Origin of the sequence: Crinalium epipsammum PCC 9333 (assembly GCF_000317495.1) — a bacterium.
Lineage (GTDB): Bacteria > Cyanobacteriota > Cyanobacteriia > Cyanobacteriales > PCC-9333 > Crinalium > Crinalium epipsammum.
In genome coordinates this window covers 2,063,958-2,084,291 of sequence record NC_019753.1, presented here as the reverse complement: position 1 = coordinate 2,084,291, position 20,334 = coordinate 2,063,958, and the positions used below count along the sequence as shown (strand labels likewise).

The window sequence follows — 20,334 nt, the reverse complement described above, 5'->3', positions numbered from 1 at the left end:
AATGCAGTTCCTTTCAATCAACTTTGAGCAAATCATCTTCATGTTTAATAGTTTAGTGCTAACTGTCGTTGGCGCTACACTGCTTTATGGATACACCATGCGGACAGTATTTCGCCAATATGAACGAAATATTGGCTTACATTGCTAGTGTTTCTGAAAATTTTAACTGTATTGCAAAAAAATTAGGATTCAAATGGATACCAAACAAGTCAGCAAAATCATGGCATTTTTATGTTCTGTTCCTCCAAATAGTAATCTGCGCTTAATGCTGCAATTGGCTTTAGCCGTTTCCGTTCCTGAAGAAAAGTATGAAAATTTGTTATTGCCTATGCAGGAGTCCCAAGATTTACCCTCCTTGCTACGGGAGGAAAATTTATTAGCAAATTTAATTAATGCTGATGGTTTTCTAGAAGAATCAGAACAAAATATGTTATTGGAAGCAATGGATAAAGTAGGGATAGTTGTCCCTATGCAAATGCAAATGATTGATGTATTGACGCAAGAATTAACAGAAAATTTAGTTCAAGAGTTTGAAGAGATAGAAACATCGGGAACGGTGGAAGGAGTATCTCTTTTATGGAATTGACCCCGCCAAGAATTCATTCAATTAAGTTTGTTTGGGTAGATTGGAATTCCCGACCGTTCACGGCGGGGTGGATGTCAACATTGCTCTAACTAATCTATCTAATTATTGAAAACATTTTGACATTATTCACGCCTCACGAAGTAATAGTATTTCGGAAAATGGACACTTGAAAAATACACATTTTACAGAAAAAAGCGAAAATGACTAGCTCTAAATTAAGTGATTTAGCCTCCTCAACTGCAACTATTCTGGTTTTGACATCCGATGTTCACTATTTACCTGCAAAGCAATTTGTGAATTTGGCGGTAACTTCCGATCGCTTTCAGGTTTGTGGATTAAAACGTTTTGGGGCGATCGCTGCTGCAACCAACTTAGTTAGTAGCGAGTGGTTGAATTTCAGCTTAAATTCTCCAAAAGTTTTATCAGAAGAATTTGATAGCGCGGAAGCGGCAGTAATTTTTATCATGCCGACAGACTTATCTGAGGTGGTAGCCCTCACTCGTTCCTTTATAGATATAGCTAAAAAAAAGGGAATTCGCCGTTTAGCTTGGGTTGCGCCTGCTTGTTTGAATGGAAAGGTAGGCTCAAGCTTGGCTAAAGCAGAAAGTCTGGTGCGCGACTTAAATATAGAAACTCTGATCTTGCGTCACGCGCCTTTATTTTCCCATCTGTTGATGCAGAAAAAAGAATTGAGGTTTCGCCGTACTTTGTCCTTACCGCTTGGGACTATCACTTTACCTTGGTTAGATCCTTCAGCGATCGCTCAAGGGTTATCTAAATGGCTGCATGGAGAGATAAACAACCAACCTCCAGAAATCTTGACAGGTTCCAATTTGCTTAGTGGTGCGGATATTGCCCTCGAACTATCGGCAATGCTGTGGCAAACTATGTCTGCTCAACAATTTGCTCGGTTGCGATTTGAAGCGATCGACATTGATAAAAGCGGACAAATTGACGCGGCTGAGTTATTTCCCTACCTATTAGATTTGGGATATAGCAACGATGAATCTGAGTCTATTTTAGAGCAGGCTGACAAAGACAAGAACGGCACGATTGATTTTGAGGAATTTGTCTATGGTTTAGAAGCTCATTTAAACCGCATTTTAGCAGATGTGCCAACAGAAGTTCGCTATTTTGATCTGCCAACATCGGCTGCGCTGCACGATGCAATGGCAGGGGGAATGAATGAAAAAGCAGCCCAATCTCAACTAGATTGGCTGGTGGGAGTAAGTAAATCTGGATTAACTGATCACGGAGAAGCAACAGCCCAATGGTTAGGGCAAAAAACTATTGGTTTGAGCGATTGGATTGCTCAACATATTTTGGAACTTATTAACGTTTATATTTTGCCCGGACGCGGTATTTTAACTATTAGTGAGGGGTTTTTAGCAGGACGACCAGCACTAATTACACGGCTGCTACAAGCAAATGACCGGATGTTAATTGGAGAGCGATCGCTAGATGGCGAAGTGCTGGAGTGGTATTGGGCAGACGAAGATCCCAATAATTTAGAAGAAATTCGCTATACTTCCGAAAACGGTGGCGAACGAGTCCTGAGATTAAAGGATGGCAAGATTGCCAGTTTATCTGCACAGGGACGCTGGATGGGGCGACGATTAGCCATTCAGTTATTTTTTGAAGATCGACTCCTTCCCCGTTGGCAAGTGGCATTATTCCGTGAGTTAGGAGAACTGCAAATTGAGGAAGTAACCACATCGGGAGCCGATAGCGATATCGTTTGCAACTGTACGAAAACAACCTGTGGCAAAGTACGAGAACTGATAGATACAGGAATAGATTCCTTAGAGGAAATTGCCGAACAAACGCAGGTAACAATGATCTGTGGTAGTTGCCAGCCGTTAATCGAAGAAATGCTAGGTTCGGCAAATCTGGCTGTTGCTGAACTCGTTGCTAAAGAAGATTTGGGGCGAGGGATGATGCGCTTCCACTTCCGCCCAGTGTATGAACAAGTCTTTGCTTCCAAACCAGGACAACATATCCTGATTCAAGGACGGGTGGATGGTTCTTGGGTAACTCGCGCTTACACTTTGAGTTCGCCTGCCGACCAAACCGAGCAATACGAAATCACGGTTAAACGAGAACAATTGGGTTTATTTTCTGCTTGGTTGTGCGATCGCGCCGATACAGATGCGTTGTTACGCATTTCTCAACCAAGAGGCGAATTTTTCTTAGAAGATGAAACTCCTGTAGTGTTTTTTGCTGGAGGCATTGGCATAACTCCTGCGATCGCTATGATGCGAACTTTAGCTAACCGAAGAGATACCCGCAAATTCCACCTGGATTTCTCTGCTCCCCATGCCGAAGATTTAGTCTTTCAAAAAGAACTAGAGCAACTGGTAAGCACTCACCCTAATTTTAGCTTTACAGTTCGGGCAACTCGCTCAACAGGCAGACTCACTCCTGAAGATGTGCAAAGTTTGTATCCCTACACGGAAGGAACCGTTGCCTTTATGTGCGGACCCCAACCCTTTATGGATGCGGTGCGCGGCTATTTACAAACCGCAGGTTGGCAGGATCATGCCATTCGCCAAGAATTATTCTCCTCCAAGCTAAATGAGGACGGTAACGCTCAAACTCCCATCTCCCAACGTCCGGCGGTGCAACTGGCAGGAGGAATTACCCCCATCGAACAGACCAGCATTTACGTCCAACCGATTAACTCCGTCGCCAAAGAAGCAGAAGTTTTCCTCAAACAATGCTATCTCGAACAAGGTTTAGCAGAAGTTTTCCTTCCCCGTTGGCAAGAAGTTAAGGAATCAATTGAGCGTACAGGCACATACGAACATACTTATGATGAACTAGCTTACGGTACAAAGCTGTCATGGCGTAATAGTAACCGATGTCTGGGACGCAATTTTTGGCGTAGTTTGCAATTGCGGGATATGCGGCATCTGCAAACAGAGGAGGAGATTTTTCAAACCTTAGTCGAACACATTAAGTTTGCTACTAATAACGGTAATTTGCGATCGACGATTACGATCTTGAATCCTCATTTTAATATCCGTATTTGGAACAGTTTAATGCTGCGTTATGCAGGCTACCGTCAACCAGATGGCAGCATTCTCGGTGATCCGGCAAATGTGGAGTTAACAGATCAGGCACTCAATTTAGGGTGGTTGAAAGAGTCTCGAACCCGCTTTGATGTATTGCCTTTTATTATCCAAGTAGGGGAAGAGAATCCCAAATTGTTTGAAATTCCGCCAGAAATTATTTTAGAAGTTCCTATTTCCCACCCTCGTTATCAGTGGTTTGCAGAATTGGATCTAAAATGGTTTGCGCTTCCTGCTGTTTCTAACATGATGTTGGATATGGGAGGTATTCAATACCCCACACCATTTAACGGCTTTTACATGGGCGCGGAAATTGGCGGGCGGAATTTCAGCGACACTGATCGCTACAATCTGCTGCCAATTGTTGCCGAAAAGATGGGTTTAGATTGCAGTGACAATATGACACTGTGGAAGGATGCTGCGTTAGTAGAAATCAATTTAGCTGTGCTGCACTCCTACAAGCTGCATGGGGTAAGGATGCTGGATCATCATACCTTGAGCGATTCCTTTATGCAATTTGTGGATGAAGAGCAACAATGCGATCGCCAAGTTTATGGAGATTGGCGTTGGCTGATCCCGCCGCTATCAAGTTCAACCGTACCAGTTTACCCCTTAGAGTTTGAAAATCGCTTGCTCAAACCTAACTATTTCTATCTACCAGATCCTTGGGAGCAGAAACCATCGTCTGCTAAATGTCCATTCCATCATCAGGCGTAAATAAAACTCTCTTCTAATTAAGGGGATTTGTATGGAATTTGAACGTAATAATTGGTTTCAGCTAGCTTTTAATTTTAAAAGTTCTGTCATTCTGAATATCAAAACGCAGGTTTTTTTAAGTATGGTAATGGCTTTTCTCATTACCCTGCTTTACAAACATGGCTATTCAGGTTTTAGCCAACCAATCTTAGCGGGATTAATTCCAGGAATTATTTTAGGATTGCTATTAGTTTTTCGGACTAATACAGCCTATGAAAGATTTTGGGAAGGCTGGCAAATTGCGGGAATGACTATATTTACAGGTCGTAACCTTTCCCGACAAATGTGGATGACAATTCCTGATAGAACTTTAGCAGATAGCCAGGAAAAAGCCGCTTATTTACGCTTAGTTACAGCTTTTTTCATGGCAATGAAACAGCATTTAAGACGCGCTAGAGTTGACGAACAATTAAAGTCTGTGCTTTCTCCAGAACAATGTTTAGAGTTGCAATATGTCACCAATATGCCATTGAAAGTAACGCAATGGATTGGGGGCTATTTAACTAAACAGTATTCCCAAAAGCAAATTGATAGTATTCAATTTGCTGCCCTCAATCGCTTGCTAGATCAATTAGTTGAATGCCTATCACGCTGCGAACGCATTTTAGCTGCGCCGATGCCTAAAGCTTATTCGATTCACTTACGACATCTGTTAATTTTGTATTGTTTGGCACTGCCTTTTCAGATGGTGAAAGATTTGCAATGGTGGACAATTCCAGTTGTTGGGGGAGTGGCTTTTGCATTGTTTGGCATTGAGGCGATCGGTTTAGAAATTGAAAATCCCTTTGGATATGATGCTAATGATATTCCGCTTGATCGGCTCTGCCAAAAGTTGGACAGCGATATCGAAGATTTAATTGCTGCTGGAACCAAGCAAGACAGCCTGGAAACATCGGTTAATCCCTTCTCTGCACAGGATATGTAGAAGGGCATTGCAAAACATTTAGAATTCAAAGGGATAGCAAACAAGTCGGCAAAATCATGGCATTTTTATGTTCTGCTCCTCCTAAATAAAGGAACAATTAGCAGATATATTTTTAAGTTAATCATTTTTTTTTCAATTAAGAAACTCTTACGAAGTAGCTTGTTCAATATGTTAGAAAAATTTTTACCGTTTGCTGTAAACTCGTGGGCATTTGTCCTAAGCGACTTAGCCATATCTGCGATCGCCACAACCTTACTTTATTTCGTGTCGTTCTACATATTGCGCTCGATTTTTCGCAAGTTTGAGCGAGATATCGCCCTGGTTACGCTCAATGTCTCAATGTATCCAGTGCTGATTGCTTTTGTGATCGTTACGCTCAAATTCAGCTTCCATCGCTTAATTGAAATTGATTTGATTGAAGGACTGGATCGATGTTTCACCGCCTCTCTGATTGTTGTCATAAGTTATTGGTTTATTCAGTTATTTACTCAGGTTTTCATCTATTACCTGAAAGACTACACTAAGCAGACAGAGGTGATGTGGGATGACGTACTGTTGCCCCTGCTTGATGCGGTGATTCCCGTCGTCATTATTCTGTTTGCAACTGTCCTTGTTCTCAAATCTTTTGGAGTCGATCTCACTAGCATCTGGGTGGCTTTGGGTGGCGCAACCTTTATCATCGGTTTTGCCGTTAAGGACATTCTGGCAAATTTCTTTAGCGGGGTTGTGCTGCTAATTGATACGCCGTTTCAGTTTGGCGATGTCCTACGTCTTGAAAATGGCTCAGTTGGGATATTGCGGAAGATTGGCGTTAGAGTAACCCAACTTTATATTCTAGAGAACCATTGTGATGTATATATCCCAAACAGCGTTTTGCAGGGACAAAACATCACTAATCTAAGTCGTCCTACAACCTATTACTTCTATTCCACTAAGATTGAAGTTTTGCAAGGCTATCAACTGGATGATGCAAAACAAGTAATGGAAGCCGCCATTCTAGCTCATCCTGATACGCTAGGAGATATTGACAGAAAGCTAGAATTGATGGATTGCTACTACAATGCCCTAGCCGATCAAAATCTGGCAAAACAACAAAAATTGGGAAAGCTGCGGCTTTTGGCAGAAAGTGAAGTAAATCTCAAATTAGAAGAGATTGATCAAGCACTAGAAGCCTTAGCCGTGACTCTCCAGTTTGCTGAAAAAGGCGGCTTGACTCAGGATGAAATTGACAATGTGCAACAGGAATATCTAGAAATTTTAACTTCAATTGGAATTGAAGTTATCAATACAACTAAAAATAATCGTTTACTGTTTGAATTTATTGAAAATCGCTTGGATGACACGCTAATTAAACTGGTTAGACAGTGGTATCGTGCCTGGATTCGTGACCCCAATTTACTCAATGAGGATGAAGCCGTGATTCCCGACGAGTGGGAACTTAAGATCAATATGCTCAAGCGCCGAGTGCAACGCCTCTTCCTAAAAATATCAAATCCCCAACGCGAGGAAACCCGCTTAGATGATTATGTGATGGAGTTGAAACAGTGGTTACGGGAACGATTTAAAGAACCCCGACGCAAATGGCAGGAACCACAAATTTTAATGACTGGAACGAATCACGATGAATCGGGTATTTACATCGAGTTCAAGCTGAATTTCTTTGTAGATGACATCAAACTGGAAAATGGTCGGCGGGGCGATCGCATTAGCAGTCAAATTTATGAAGAAGTGGTGCGATATCTCAAATCCAGTGCTACACCAGAGGCTAAACCTCAAAACAACTCTAAACCCATAGTCAGTGTTTAAATTTATATATTTAAATCTATTTGTTCACAGTTAAATTATCTCTTTAACAGCACTTGATGGTGGAATAATTACAGAATATTCCGCTACGTGCATTAACTACAAAGACTTTGAAACTAAGAAAATCCGACGCTCCTTTACTTACCAGTTTCATCCAAAACTACTTTCCGATCTACGTGCGATCGGTAGCGGTGAAGCCCCATCCTATTCAACATTAAAAAATGACGATTGTGTTCGCTTATTTGTACGACGGCTCTATGCAGGAATGCAGGAGAAAGGGTATGATATTGTGCCACGCTTGGTGTGGCACAAGTGCTATCAATTCTTTCAGTTAGGATGAAAACAAAAACAAAAAACTGGTTTATACTTGCTTTCCAGATAAAAGGGTCAGTTATCCCAGTCATTTATCAACGAGTTATTGGGTTTGGTGTATTTAGCTTTATTATTTCTGTACTTTACTATTTTAACCTCCCTGTATCCCAACCTATTTTTGCAAGTATCATTCCCAGCATCGTCTTAGGTTTATTATTAGTTTTCCGAACTAACACTGCTTACGAACGGTTTTGGGAAGGTCGTAGATTATGGGGAAATTTAGGTAACGATGCCCGTAACCTGGCTTGGCAAATTGGGGCAATGATGAACGATATTGAACCCGAAGATAGAGCCAAAAGAATTGCAGTTTTACGCCTCGTAGCTGCTTTCCTGGTGGCGTGTAAGTTGTATCTTAGGTCAGAACCTGTAAATAGGGAATTAGAACAATTAATGTCGCGATCGCAGTATTTACAGTTAAAGACAATCAACAATCCACCATTACAGATTACCTTTTGGATAGCAGATTATCTACAACAGCAGTATCAACGGGGTAATGCTGTATTACATTATAGTCATGTAGTTTTTCTGCAAACTACTGTCAAAAGTATGATGGAGTCTTTAGGACACTGTGAACGCATTTTAAGAACGCCCCTCCCCCTAGCTTATTCTATTCATCTCAAGCAACTGTTATTAATTTACTGCCTGTTATTACCTTTTCAGTTAGTTAAAGATTTGGGCTGGGGAACAGGAATATTTGTTGGTTTGATTAGTTTTACATTACTGGGCATTGAAGAAATTGGGCTGGAAATAGAAAATCCCTTTGGTTACGATCCCAACGACTTACCCCTTGATACTATTTGCGACACAATCAAATACGATATTGAAGAATTTATAAGTTTTACTACCCGCTTTCAATTAAAATAAAACCAATAAATGTACCTGTATTGGGTGAAAATTGTCAAATTTATTTGAAAGATATTTTCAAGATAGATTGAGGATTTGAAATCTACTTAAAAAGGCTTTTGGTTCTGTTTTTGCTCGGCATCGAACTGAAACTATCACAGTAAAAAACCAGCTATTGAGTGTTTAAATACCTGATTCGGATTCAATATAGCAACTGCCCGTGTTAGGGCATTCTTCTCAATCTCAAATCCAATCACAGTAAAGGCTTGAATTCTGACTCTTGACTCCTGACTTCTGCTATATCAATACTTCACTTGTAAGGTTGTGGTTTTTATAAATAGGCAGATTAAATGTATAACACCCTAGAGCGGACAACAGATGCGGTCGCGCAGCAACCCCCAAGAAGTCTCAAACTAATTTCGTTATTTCTCGCGATCTTTGCTTTATCCTTTGCCGCCATCTTCATTAGATTGAGTGAACGGGAACTAGGTCCTGTGGCGACAATATTCAATCGCTTCTGGGTAGCCACTCTGATTTTAGGATTAGGAAATCTGCTCACTCGCTTGAGCCAAAGACACTCCGGCGACTCCCCCCTCGAAAAGCCACATTACACCAGCAGCGATCTAGTCTTGTTGCTGACAATGAGTGTTTTTTTCACAGGCACCTTAATCACCTGGGCTTGGTCTCTAACTCAGACCAGTGTGGCAAACTCTAATCTACTACATAACGTCACCCCGCTTTTCACCACTGCGATCGGATGGCTGTTTCTCAGTCAATCTTTTGAAGGCAGATTCCTCATTGGCATGGTACTTGCCATCAGTGGATCAATCTTAATTGGACTCGGTGATTTGCGTCTAGCCAGTGATAACTTTACAGGTGACTCGCTTGCCATGCTATCTGCCGTCTTTTCTGCCGCCAACCTGCTAACTGTTGAAAAACTTCGAGCCAAGTTTAGTGCGACAACCCTACTTTTGTGGTGTTCCTTTTTCGGGACAGTGTTAACTTTCCCCATCGTTGTGCTAACGGAAGATGTACTTTTTCCCTCTTCTTGGGCTGGGTGGTTGGCAATAGTTGCCCAAGCATTAATCTGCCAAGTTTTAGGTCAAAGTCTTCAAGCTCATAACCTCAAACAATTTTCTTCTGGGTTCGTGTCCGTGTTCTTGCTGCTAGATCCAGTAATTACAGCCATACTTGCTTGGATCATCTTTTCTGAAAAGTTAAATCCTCTCAACTGGTTAGCTTTTTCTGTAGTTTTGGCAGGCATATACATCGCTAAGTCTAGTCAAGGAGCCGAGAAAATTACTTTGTTGGCAAGTAAACCGTAAAAAATAATTATATTTTTTGCCTTTAACATTTTGGGTTTTTAAGTGATGGAAATCTTGAATTTTATGAAAAATTTTTGGAAACACTTGCAGGAAACGCTACTTAATTCAAACATAAGTATTGCAGACATATCCCTAACTGAAATAGGTATCATCGTCACTATCCTCATGCTCACACAACTGTTGAGAGGGTTGTTTTCTTCGATTATCATCAAGAAAATCAAGGATTTTACTAGCGGAACAAGTACCACATTAGACGATGAGTTAGTTGTGATTCTTGAGCAACCGTTAGGCTGGCTGATTTTGATTGCTGGACTTTGGATAGTGCAATTGATTTTGGCAGATAACCTACCGCTTCAAGTAAGCGAGATGCTGAGAAAACTTCTCAGTTTGAGTGCTATTGTTGCAGGTGCATATATTGTTTACCGTGCCTCTCCACTGTTGGGAGAGATACTGAGAAAACTAACACTGCATACTAAAACCGAACTAGACGATTTGCTCGTACCCTACGTGCCTCGCTTGTTTCAGACAGTGGCACTCGCTGTTGTAGTTTTAAAAGCAAGTGAGGTATTGTTAGGAGCCTCTACAAATGCGCTTGTGGGTCTGTTCGGTGGAGTAGGAATCACCTTCGGTTTATTAATCAAAGACATTATTTATGACTGGTTTTGTACCATTATTATTTACATAGATAATCTATATCGACCTGGTGACTGGGTGATGGTGGAGGGAATAGATGGCAGTGTTCAAGTGTTAGAAGTTGGCATTAGAACTACAAAGCTTCGTCTAGCCAAATGGGATTCTATCAAAAAGATACCCAATTCCAAAATGATTACTGGAATTGTAGAGAATTGGTCACAAAATCCTGGCACTGAAGAATCATTTGGCATTAATTTAACTCTCAACATTGACAGTATTTCGGCTGAAAAGACTGCTATAATTTGTCAGGCAATTCAAAAGATGCCTAGTTCGATTAATTCTTTACACGATCAATGTTTTGTTTGGCTAGACAGACTTGAGCAGAATGCTCGCATCATCAATATTCGCGCATTTAATAACAATTTTGATTTATACTTTAACGCTTGCCAAGAATTAAATTTAGCCATTTTATCCATACTAGAAAAAGAGGGTATAGATACGCTACATCTTGAATTTAGAACATACTTGGAAAACTATCAACATACTTCAAATAAAAATGTTAAAACTATAACTTAAAATTGCATTTTACTAAAGATATTTATAGCAATTAGCTTTTCTTAAAAGCTTTGCTAATAAGGGTTTTAGTTATAAAAAATGCCTTGAGCGCCTTGGTGGCTGCTATAATTAACTTTATTTTCAAAAAAACTTATTTAAATACCCAAAAACGAGGAAAAGTACTAATGAAATTAAACAAATTTATTCTGGCACAAAATATGGCATTTCTCATATCCATGCCCCCAGAAAGTAATTTGGCGAAGTTACTATCCTTCTGCTTGGCGATAAAAAAGAGAAAAAATATGACCGGAACAGAAATATTAAAGCTCACCTGTGAGCTAATGGAAAATCCATCTAATTTGCCTTACTGGACACAAGACGTAATGGGACTTGATTTAGATTACAGCAGCGAAGAGTGGAAAAAATTGGGAGAAATGGGCATCAAGGATGCAGAAGAATTTATGTCTATTTTGTCGCAAGAGTTGGAAGATTTAAGTTTATAAGCTCAATTTCTGGCTCTTATACACACATTTTACAACTCAATCAATATCAAAAGCATCCGGCTTTAATTGGATACTGAATAAAACCCCGTCTTAAAAGATGGGAAAATTCGGCTCGGAAGTTAGGTAAAAAATATGTCTTTAAATGTTGAGCTTTTAGAGCAAAGTTTCGAGAAAATTAAACCTCACGCTGATGAATTTGCCGCCAGCTTCTACGAGAATTTGTTTCAACTTTATCCAGAAGTGCAACCGCTATTTGCCAATACCGAGATGGCAAAACAACAGAAAAAGCTGCTTAATGCTTTGGTATTAGTAGTAGAAAATCTCCGTTCTCCAGAAGCTTTGGAACCAGTTCTTAAAGTACTAGGAGAGAGACACATTGGTTATGGAGCGATCGCCAATTCTTACCCCGCAGTGGGAGAAGCACTGATAACAACCTTTGAGCAGTATCTTCAGCAAGATTGGACTACTGAAGTCAAACAAGCGTGGATCGATGCCTACGGCGCAATTACTGCCTTGATGTTAAAAGGCGCAGGTGTTGAAATTACACCTGAAGAAGTTCCATTAGAAACAGAGATAATTCCAGATCAACAGGTAACTATACCAGCTAATCACCCACAAGAATCAGTTCCCGAACAAGAGCCAAAATTAGCCGTAGAAATACTGGAAAGTAGTTTTGAAAAAATCAAACCTCACGCTGATGAATTTGCTGCCAGCTTCTACGAAAACCTCTTCATCGCTCACCCTGAATTGCAACCTCTGTTTGACAATGTTGATTTAGAAAAGCAACAGAAAAAGCTGATCAATGCTTTGGTATTAGTAGTAGAAAATCTCCGTTCTCCAGAAGCCTTAGTACCAGTCCTCAACGCCTTGGGAGGTAGACACATCGGTTATGGGGTAATTCCCAAATATTATGAACCAGTTGGTTCCGCGCTGCTGATGGCTTTTGAGCAGTACCTCCAAGAAGATTGGACTCCTGACGTAAAGCTGGCGTGGACAGATGCCTACGGAGCAATTACTGGTTTGATGTTAGAAGGCACAGTTGTAGAAACTATACCAAATGTTGTCCCAGATCAAAAACAAGTAACCCACAATCAGCCACAAGAATCACATACACAATTACTACAGGAATCTCCAGCGTTTCAACCGCCAACCGAGCAACTGAAAAACTTTTTAGGCTCAATTAAGTCGAATGGTGAAATTATCTTCATAATTTCCCAAAAATTCCTTGATAATTTTTGGACACAACCCGCCTGGTTAGTGGCTAGTGTTTCAGCCATTCTGTTCATCATAATTTATGTAGGGGCGGATGATAATTCTCTGATTAAAGAGATTTTAGACAGTGCTGATGCTCTCAGTCTTGTCGTTGCTTTAGTTTTATTCATTAAGGAAGCGCCCGATCGCAGAAAGCAATTTCACTACCAAGCTTGGAGTACAGTTGATGCAGCACACGGCGTAAAAGTTAGCTATGCCCGAATTTTGGCACTCCAAGATTTGAATGAAGATGGTGTTTCTCTTAGAGGTGTAGATGCTGTTGGTGCAGAGTTAGTAGCAATTAATCTCCCTAGTGCCAATCTCAGTGAAACCAAATTGAGTGAAACTGACCTCACTAATGCCAATCTAAGTCACGCTAACCTCAATAATGCTAACCTCAGTAGTGCTAAATTGAGTGGTGGTAATCTCAGTCATGCCAACTTGAGTTTTGCTTGTTTGAGTCAGGTTAATCTTAGTAGTGCAAACCTCAGTAGTGCTAATTTAATTTGTGCGGACTTGAGTAACGCAAATATGAGCGGTGTCAATTTGAAAAATGCTAGTTTGAATGGTGCAAATTTCAAAGGTGCATACCTAAGTGGTGCAAATCTCAAAGGTGCTAAAGTTAGCATTTCTGACCTGAGTGGTGCTTTACTTGAAGGCGCTGTTTTGCCTGATGGATCAAAATATAAATCTCCCGAAGATGGGGTTGAAAACAAATAATTCAAAATTTGCCCACATCTGCGATAAAAAAACAATTTTGTGATTTTTGCTGATAAATTTATTCTGAAGCTACATCAACACCGTTAAGACAGCGAATTGCCTCTAGTAAACCTCTAGCTTTATTTAGGGTTTCTTCGTATTCTTTTTCTGGGTCTGAATCTGCTACCAAACCAGCACCCGCTTGGACTGAGACTGTATGTTTACCATTTTCATCAGGCTGTACTACCATTGTGCGGATGGTAATGGCGCTATTTAATTGCCCTTCAAAGTCATAGTATCCATACACACCAGAATAAGGACCACGACGACAGCCTTCGAGTTCATAAATAATTTCCATTGCCCGAATTTTTGGTGCGCCGCTAACGGTTCCGGCTGGGAAACAAGCTTTAAGTAAATCCCAAGCAGTTTTTCCTGGTGCGAGTTCTCCGACAACATTGCTGACAATGTGCATGACGTGGGAGTAACGTTCAATTACCATTAATTCATCAACGCTTACTGCACCACTACGACAGACACGCCCTAAGTCGTTGCGTCCTAAGTCAACTAGCATGACGTGTTCAGCTATTTCTTTGGGGTCTTGTAGCAAATCTTGAGCCAGCGCGTCGTCTTCTTGGGGTGTTTGTCCCCGCTTACGAGTACCAGCAATCGGTCGCAGGGTGGCTTTGATTTGCCCTTCAGGGGTGCGTTCTGCTTTTACCATGACTTCAGGACTAGAACCAATTATCTGCCAATCCCTAAAGTTGAAATAAGCCATGTAGGGTGAAGGGTTAATTAATCGCAGGGAACGATATAGAGAAAAAGGATCACCTGTGTATGTGGTTGATAATCGCTGCGATATAACAACCTGGAAAATATCCCCAGCTTTGATATATTCTTTGGCTTTTTCGACGTTGGCGCAGTACTGTTCACGGGAAGTATTACTGATGTAATTTGACGGGAGAGATATTTTTTTCTCCCCTGCTCCTCTGCTCCCCTGCTCCCCTGCTTCAGGGGGAGTCCATTCTAAAACAGTGTCTTTACCAGATAGGGGGAGTTGTAGTTTGCTGACAAGTTGAGAAACGCGATCGCACGCTTGTTGATAAGCAAGCTCAAGATTTCCACCAGATGATTGTAAATCTGCATAAGCGATCGCCCAAACTTTGCGCTTTACCTGGTCAAAAATCATCAAATTATCTACCTGCATCCACAAGCCATCCGGTAAGTTATCTTCAGATGTAGGATGAACAGGCACACGCGCCTCAATCCAGTTAATTAATTCATATCCCCAAAACCCAAACAACCCGCCAATTCCTGCTGGTAACTGCGGCAACTTCACCGGATGATAAAGTTCTAAGCAGCTAGATAACGCTGCAAATGGATCACCTTCAAATACTTTAACTGAGCCGTCGCGATTAGTTTGAGTGGTAGTATTTCCTCTGGCTTCCAATACCCACAAAGGATCACACCCTAAAAAGCTGTAGCGTCCTATGTTCTCCCCACCTTCCACAGATTCCAGCAAAAAGCTATAAGGTTGACCCGCACATACTTTATACCAAGCAGAAACAGGTGTATCTAAATCAGCCACCCATTCTTGGTATACAGGTATAAAATTTCCGTGTTGAGCTAGTTGGGAAAATTGGGAGAAATCGGGAAAAATCATAATAAGTTATATATTTGGGCGTTCACGCCATGATTATTGCTGTTGACTACAGCAATAAAGTCTAACTCAGAAAGCTATCTTTTCAGTAGAAAAATTTTTGTACATTAGACCTCGTAGCTTATTCAAATTTTAGATAATTAACCACAGATGCACACAGATAAACACAGATAAAATTACTGATTTTTGCAATAAATTTATATATTTACAAAAGATAAGTAGGGTGCAAAATTGTTTACCCTACTTATCTTTTATGGTGTAATTCGAGCGATTAAGCCTGATCTTCTAGCGCAACGCTATACCGTGTCACCAGAAAATTAACGTCTATCTTTCCGATGTTAGGAATCGTAAGTAGTAACACCGCTAAATTTGACCTTAGCTGGTTCTGGGTTGCTGCCAATATTGCGATCTTTTTTGCCAGCATAAACACGCCCTTCATTGACTTTTTCTGGGAAAACGCCATCTTTGGGGTGTAAGTATACAATTTCACCGTTGGGGAATACACGGTAAATTTTGTAGTTGTTGATTTTGAATTTAGCGCGTAGTTGCTGACCGCCCAATGCGATGCAGTATTCTTTGCGTGCTAAATACAGGAGGTTGTCGCCTTGGTTCATAATGGCAGAGCCGCCAGTAGGCATTTCAAATACTTGCTCTTTGGGGCTAGTCCAGGTGATCGCATATTTCTCTTCTGTTTCTGCTTTTGTCAGTAAGCCACCAGTGCCACCACCGAAAATGGGAGTTTGTCCACTAAGTTGTTCTGCCATAAATTTATCTCTCAACGTTTTAGGGCATACTACCACCATGACTATGCACGTCTAGAGAGTTTGTCAAGAACTGTAACAGTTCTATAAATATAGCGGTCAGCAGTCAGCTATCCGCATTCAGTTTTAAGATGCGCCAATGTTCCCAAAGACATAAATTTACCCCTTATTTGTGTTTCCTGATCGCCTTGGTTCTGAACGACTGCTGATCATTGGAATAGTGAAGTGAAAAGCACTGCCTTGATCTTTACCTTCTGACTCTGCCCAAATCTCGCCGCCCCAATTGTTAACAATTTGACGGCATATTGCTAACCCTAAGCCAGTACCGCCAGTGGTACGGCGTAGCGCCCCTTCTTCTTGATAGAAACGGTCAAACACCACCTGTAGGCGGTTGGGTTCGATACCACGACCTGTATCTGTTACGGTAACTTTTAACAAATTGCCGTTGCTATCAGCTTTAATAGTGACATTTCCTTGAGGAGGGGTAAATTTGCAAGCATTGTCTAGCAGTTTTACTAGCACTTCCACCAGCCACTCTCCATCTGCCCTTACCAATGGCAGGTCGGGTGAAATTTGGCTACTAATCTCAGGTAGATCGTTATTAAGATTACGAGCGTGGATACTACTGATGGCTAGATCAATACACTCATTAAGAGATAAAGGTTCTGGATGCCATTCCACTCGACCACTTTCTAGTCGGGAAAGGGTGAGAAAGTCTTGAATCAGTTTACGCATCCGTTCTGTGTCTGCTAGAGCAGTATTGAGCATTACCTGGCGTAATTCCAGGGACATATCAGGCTCAGTCGCCAGACTCTCTAGGCAGACTTGAATTGTAGAAAGGGGGGTGCGTAATTCGTGACCAGTAATAGCTACTAAATTAGCGCGAGTGCGGTCAAGGGCTTCTAGCTGTTGGTTAAGGTCTTCGAGGTTAGCATAAGCTTCGGCTTGAATTAGGGCAACCCCTATTTGTGTGGCGATCGCTTCTACCAGTTCTAGTTCATATTGTTTCCAGCAATGCTCAGTTGGACCACTGTCGTGTAATTCAACCATTCCCAGCAGTCTGTCTTGATATAATACTGGCACCATTAGCCAAGATCGAATAGCCAATTGCTGTACTAATACTTGGATGGGGGAATTGTTGAGGCGAGGATCAGTAGATGTATCTGTAACATACACAGGCTCCCGCCGTTGTAAAATTTCCTCAAATAAAGGATTATTTTTTAAAGTCCATATTTGCCCTAAGAGCGAAACGTTTGGGATCTCTGGGCTATCGGCTAGATTTAGATATTCATGAGTGATAGTCGCGTGAAGATCGGTAGCTTTGCAGTAGTAAATTAAACAACGGGATGTATGAATTGTTAATCCCAATTCTTGTACTGCAACTTGCATAATTTCATCAGGGTTAAGCGATCGCCTGATGGCAGCCGTAATTGAATTTACCAGTCGTTCTTTCTGTTCCTGACTGGCAATGGAACGATAAGCTTTGATTAATTTATACTGACCTGCCTGTAAATATGTCACTAACCTCTGCACAAACGGGTCAGCATTCAAACTATGAGCATCTTGGTTATTGACTGTTACGTTTTGAGAAGATATCTGTTTCTTCCCTTTTTTAGTGGCTTTTTTCTTAGATGCAGCAGCTAAAGATTCATTCGGTTGGCTTAAATGAGTAAGACCATAAACATTTTTGGCTTGCTGAATTTTATCGGCTAACTCTGGTCTGTAAACCAAAATCCGATTGAGCAATAATTCAGCCGCAATGCTGGCTACCTTACGGTCAAATGTCCAGATGCCTTCAAAGCGGCGAGATGGGTCCATCTCAGATACCGTGATATTATCTGGCGCAGGTGCAACTTTCTCACGGCAAATCAGGCAAGTAGAAGATTGCGGACTGAGAACAACTAAGTGCCACTCTTTACTAAGTCCATCTGTAGAATCAAATGCCACACTTTCATAAACGTCCGAACTGCTTTTAAAATCTGTTTCTGGCGCTGCCAGCACGTATACCTGGGGTGTTCGTGCGGCAATTCTGCGGTATCGGTGCGCTTCCTGACGATAAAAACGTTCTCGTTGAAAACTGGCTATTACCAAAGGCTGCTCTAAACCAGCTAATACCTGATCTTCCATCGCGTGAGACAGGGCGGTTAAAGAAGACTTGAAATAAAGCTGTGGTCGCAGTTCTGGTGCTGCTTGCAGCAAGTCTGCCAAGATGGAAGTCAGGATGCTCATTGATATGTTTGTTTAGTTCAATGTCGCCGACAATTAGTAGGACGCTATTGAACGATCTAACAATAAATGTACTAGCTAAGTGGCTGGGTGGAAATAAACGTAACATTTAAGCTGGTCATTGGTCATTGGTCATTGGTCATTGGTCATTGATAATTGTTTATTGAGGCTGTAGTTGCTTGAGTTTGTTTTGTGCAAATAACAAAAGTTCTTGGGCTTTAAGATATGAGGTTGTGCCTGGTTTAACCTTTTCTAGTTGATTAATAATTCCTTGAATCTCGCTAATTGTACGATTGCGATCTAGTAATTTAGCATCACTAGGAGTAGAAGCAATCAAGTTTTGAATTGCGCTTTGTGATTGTTCCAAAGCTGCTAATGAATCTGCTTCATTCTGCTTCCTAATCTTAATTTGCCCTAAATTAGCCTGGTATTCTGCCACAGACTTTTGCGCTACTGCATAACCTGCCAAATCTTCTTGGGGAATTTCTTTAAGTCGAACAATAGCCTCTTGCCACAAGCCCTCAATTTGTTCCCACTGGGAAACGCTATGGGGCGGATTTTGGCTTGCAACTGCGGCTTGCCGAGAAAACTGTCTCGCGGCTGCTATTAAAGTGCTGATGCGTTCATTACCAGCAGCAAGACCAACTCTTTCCTGATAATCGCGCTTGTAAGCCTCTAGTTTCTTTTGTGATGTTTTTCCTGCCAAAGTTTCAGAAGGTATTTGCTCTAGTTGATCTAACGCTGCTTGCCAAGATGCGATCGCAGTTTGTTTATCTATTGGGGTGGATGCTTGCTGATACTGCTGTTTGGCTGTGTTGAGTGCCTTTTCACCCTCAGATAGAAACGTTTGAGCATTTTTTTCTTGAAATACCTTAGCTGCTAACTGTCCAATTTTTTCGCGATCGCTATTAAATTTATAAATATTAAAATGCCAATCGTACCACCAAGATCTATATTCTGGCCACTCAGTTAAAAAGCTTATAGGCAAGGCATCCAGATATTTTTGTGCTTCTTTGACCTTCTGTTCACCCAAATTTAAGTCTGCTGGACTGGTAGGGTGATCGACTAACTGTTGAGCTTGTTCAACCGATGCGATCGCCTGCTTATAATCATCTTCCATTTTTCTATAACTAGGCAATAGCAAAATAGGATATTTCTCTGCAACGGCGCTACGAATCACCCGATCAGGCTGATTTGCTACCCACACTATTAACCAAGGCAAACCTACAAACACAGCACTCAGTATTAATAGAAATTTTATTTTTTTTAGCCCACCCCTGTTGTTTGTTATTTTTGAGCTTTGCTGATGAGGGCGGGTGGGAATAAACTGCGCCTCAAGTTCTTTTTCAAGTTCCTCTAGTGTTTTTGGTTGTGGGGTTAAACCTGATTGGGTTGGGCTAGAAGAATTAATTCCTATACCACTCTGGTTATTCTGCTGACGAAATTTAAAGGGAAAAGGCATATAAAATTTACAACTACTGATGTTATTATGCCCATCAGTAGATGCTGTAGAAATAAACCTTTGTTAACACTTTTAAATAAAGCGTGTTAATTGCACTCGATAACGTTCTTTTTTAGTAACCATAATTTCTCCAACTTCTAAACGTCCTTTGCCACGAGTAGCAATTAAATCGCCTGTTTTCACAAGCTGACTAGGCTGAGTAATTTCTTTCCAATTAACGCGCACATCACCAGCAGAAATAAATTCCACCATTTTGCTACGAGACATTCCAAAGCCAGCAGATGCGATCGCATCTAATCTTAACGACGCTTCCACAGTCGTCAACTCTTTCTTCTTAGGTTCACGAATTTTTAACTCACTTAACTCAATTCGCCTAGTATTTACAGGCACAGAACGCACTTGAGTTAAATGAGTTTCTAGATACTCCACCATTTCAGGAATAATAATTGCCTGCGCTCCTTGCTCTCCCAGTACAATTATGTCGCCTGTTTTTTCTCGGACAATGCCACATCCCAGCATCGAGCCTAAAAAGTCTCGGTGAGTAGCTGAGTCAAACAGAAAGTTTCCGGCTATTGAGACAGCAGCTAGAGGCACTTGAGGCAACTCTAGGGGGAGTTCAGAGCGTGCGATCGCCAGTCGTTGTCTTTCTGCCTGCGGATACCCCCCTCCCGCCACTAAATGCACTTCCGTTAAACGCCCGAACATCTGTTGCATCTCCACCAATTCTGGGGGAGACAGAAAATCCGTCACTACCACTTCCCAAGTTTTGAGCGCCTGTTCAGCTTGATCAATCACACGAGCAGCAGTTTCTCGATTTTCCACCCCTTTTAAGAGTTCTTCTCTTGGCAGCATCTTTTTTAACAATTAACAATTAACAATTATCAATTATCAATGACTGCAAAAAAA

At 41.2% G+C, this 20,334-nt stretch carries 15 protein-coding genes and 1 pseudogene; 11 read left to right on the top strand and 5 right to left on the bottom strand.

What is annotated here, in order from left to right:
* Position 1: 1 nt before the first annotated feature.
* The 11 genes and pseudogenes from CRI9333_RS26670 (at position 2) to CRI9333_RS08890 (ending at position 13,343) form a co-directional block, all read left to right on the top strand.
* Positions 2–148: a hypothetical protein gene (locus CRI9333_RS26670; RefSeq protein WP_157462301.1), complete on the top strand. Its 147-nt coding sequence runs from the start codon at positions 2–4 to the stop codon at positions 146–148.
* Positions 149–193: 45 nt separating this feature from the next.
* Entirely contained in the window at positions 194–586 is a 393-nt protein-coding gene (locus tag CRI9333_RS08930; RefSeq protein WP_015202838.1) for a hypothetical protein, read from the top strand.
* 200 nt (positions 587–786) lie between these two features.
* Positions 787–4,374, top strand: a complete 3,588-nt coding sequence (locus CRI9333_RS25630) for a nitric oxide synthase oxygenase (RefSeq protein ID WP_015202837.1) — start codon at positions 787–789, stop codon at positions 4,372–4,374.
* 31 nt (positions 4,375–4,405) lie between these two features.
* Positions 4,406–5,338, top strand: coding sequence for a bestrophin family protein (locus CRI9333_RS08920; protein WP_015202836.1), 933 nt, complete (start codon positions 4,406–4,408; stop codon positions 5,336–5,338).
* Positions 5,339–5,506: 168 nt separating this feature from the next.
* Complete coding sequence (locus tag CRI9333_RS08915; protein ID WP_015202835.1) at positions 5,507–7,144, top strand: mechanosensitive ion channel family protein; 1,638 nt, start codon at positions 5,507–5,509, stop codon at positions 7,142–7,144.
* A 46-nt stretch (positions 7,145–7,190) separates the two neighbouring features.
* Positions 7,191–7,415 (top strand): annotated as a pseudogene (locus CRI9333_RS28325) (hypothetical protein); the annotation flags it as partial.
* A gap of 62 nt (positions 7,416–7,477) precedes the next feature.
* A complete protein-coding gene (locus CRI9333_RS08910) occupies positions 7,478–8,377 on the top strand; it encodes a bestrophin family protein (RefSeq protein WP_015202834.1) in 900 nt (299 codons plus the stop codon).
* Between the two features lie 329 nt (positions 8,378–8,706).
* The gene (locus CRI9333_RS08905; RefSeq protein ID WP_015202833.1) at positions 8,707–9,681 is read left to right on the top strand and encodes a DMT family transporter; all 975 of its coding nucleotides are present in this window, start codon (positions 8,707–8,709) and stop codon (positions 9,679–9,681) included.
* Between the two features lie 63 nt (positions 9,682–9,744).
* Positions 9,745–10,890 (top strand): mechanosensitive ion channel family protein, encoded by a 1,146-nt coding sequence (locus CRI9333_RS08900; RefSeq protein ID WP_041226500.1) that lies wholly within the window; start codon positions 9,745–9,747, stop codon positions 10,888–10,890.
* A 164-nt stretch (positions 10,891–11,054) separates the two neighbouring features.
* A complete protein-coding gene (locus tag CRI9333_RS08895) occupies positions 11,055–11,372 on the top strand; it encodes a hypothetical protein (RefSeq protein WP_015202831.1) in 318 nt (105 codons plus the stop codon).
* Between the two features lie 132 nt (positions 11,373–11,504).
* On the top strand, positions 11,505–13,343 hold the full coding sequence (locus CRI9333_RS08890) for a pentapeptide repeat-containing protein (protein WP_015202830.1): 1,839 nt from the start codon (positions 11,505–11,507) through the stop codon (positions 13,341–13,343).
* 58 nt (positions 13,344–13,401) lie between these two features.
* On the opposite strand, the gene trpE is transcribed toward CRI9333_RS08890, so the two are convergent.
* The 5 genes from trpE to CRI9333_RS08865 all read right to left on the bottom strand — a co-directional run bounded on the left by trpE (position 13,402) and on the right by CRI9333_RS08865 (position 20,280).
* Complete coding sequence (trpE, locus tag CRI9333_RS08885; protein WP_015202829.1) at positions 13,402–14,982, bottom strand: anthranilate synthase component I; 1,581 nt, start codon at positions 14,980–14,982, stop codon at positions 13,402–13,404.
* Positions 14,983–15,317: 335 nt separating this feature from the next.
* Positions 15,318–15,743, bottom strand: a complete 426-nt coding sequence (gene psaD / locus CRI9333_RS08880) for a photosystem I reaction center subunit II PsaD (RefSeq protein WP_041225999.1) — start codon at positions 15,741–15,743, stop codon at positions 15,318–15,320.
* 156 nt (positions 15,744–15,899) lie between these two features.
* Entirely contained in the window at positions 15,900–17,969 is a 2,070-nt protein-coding gene (locus CRI9333_RS08875) for a DICT sensory domain-containing protein (RefSeq protein ID WP_015202827.1), read from the bottom strand.
* A gap of 157 nt (positions 17,970–18,126) precedes the next feature.
* Positions 18,127–19,428 carry a hypothetical protein gene (locus CRI9333_RS08870; protein WP_015202826.1) on the bottom strand — a complete coding sequence of 434 codons (1,302 nt, stop codon included), beginning with the start codon at positions 19,426–19,428 and terminating at the stop codon, positions 18,127–18,129.
* A 72-nt stretch (positions 19,429–19,500) separates the two neighbouring features.
* Positions 19,501–20,280, bottom strand: a complete 780-nt coding sequence (locus tag CRI9333_RS08865; RefSeq protein WP_015202825.1) for a photosystem II S4 domain protein — start codon at positions 20,278–20,280, stop codon at positions 19,501–19,503.
* Positions 20,281–20,334: the final 54 nt, after the last annotated feature.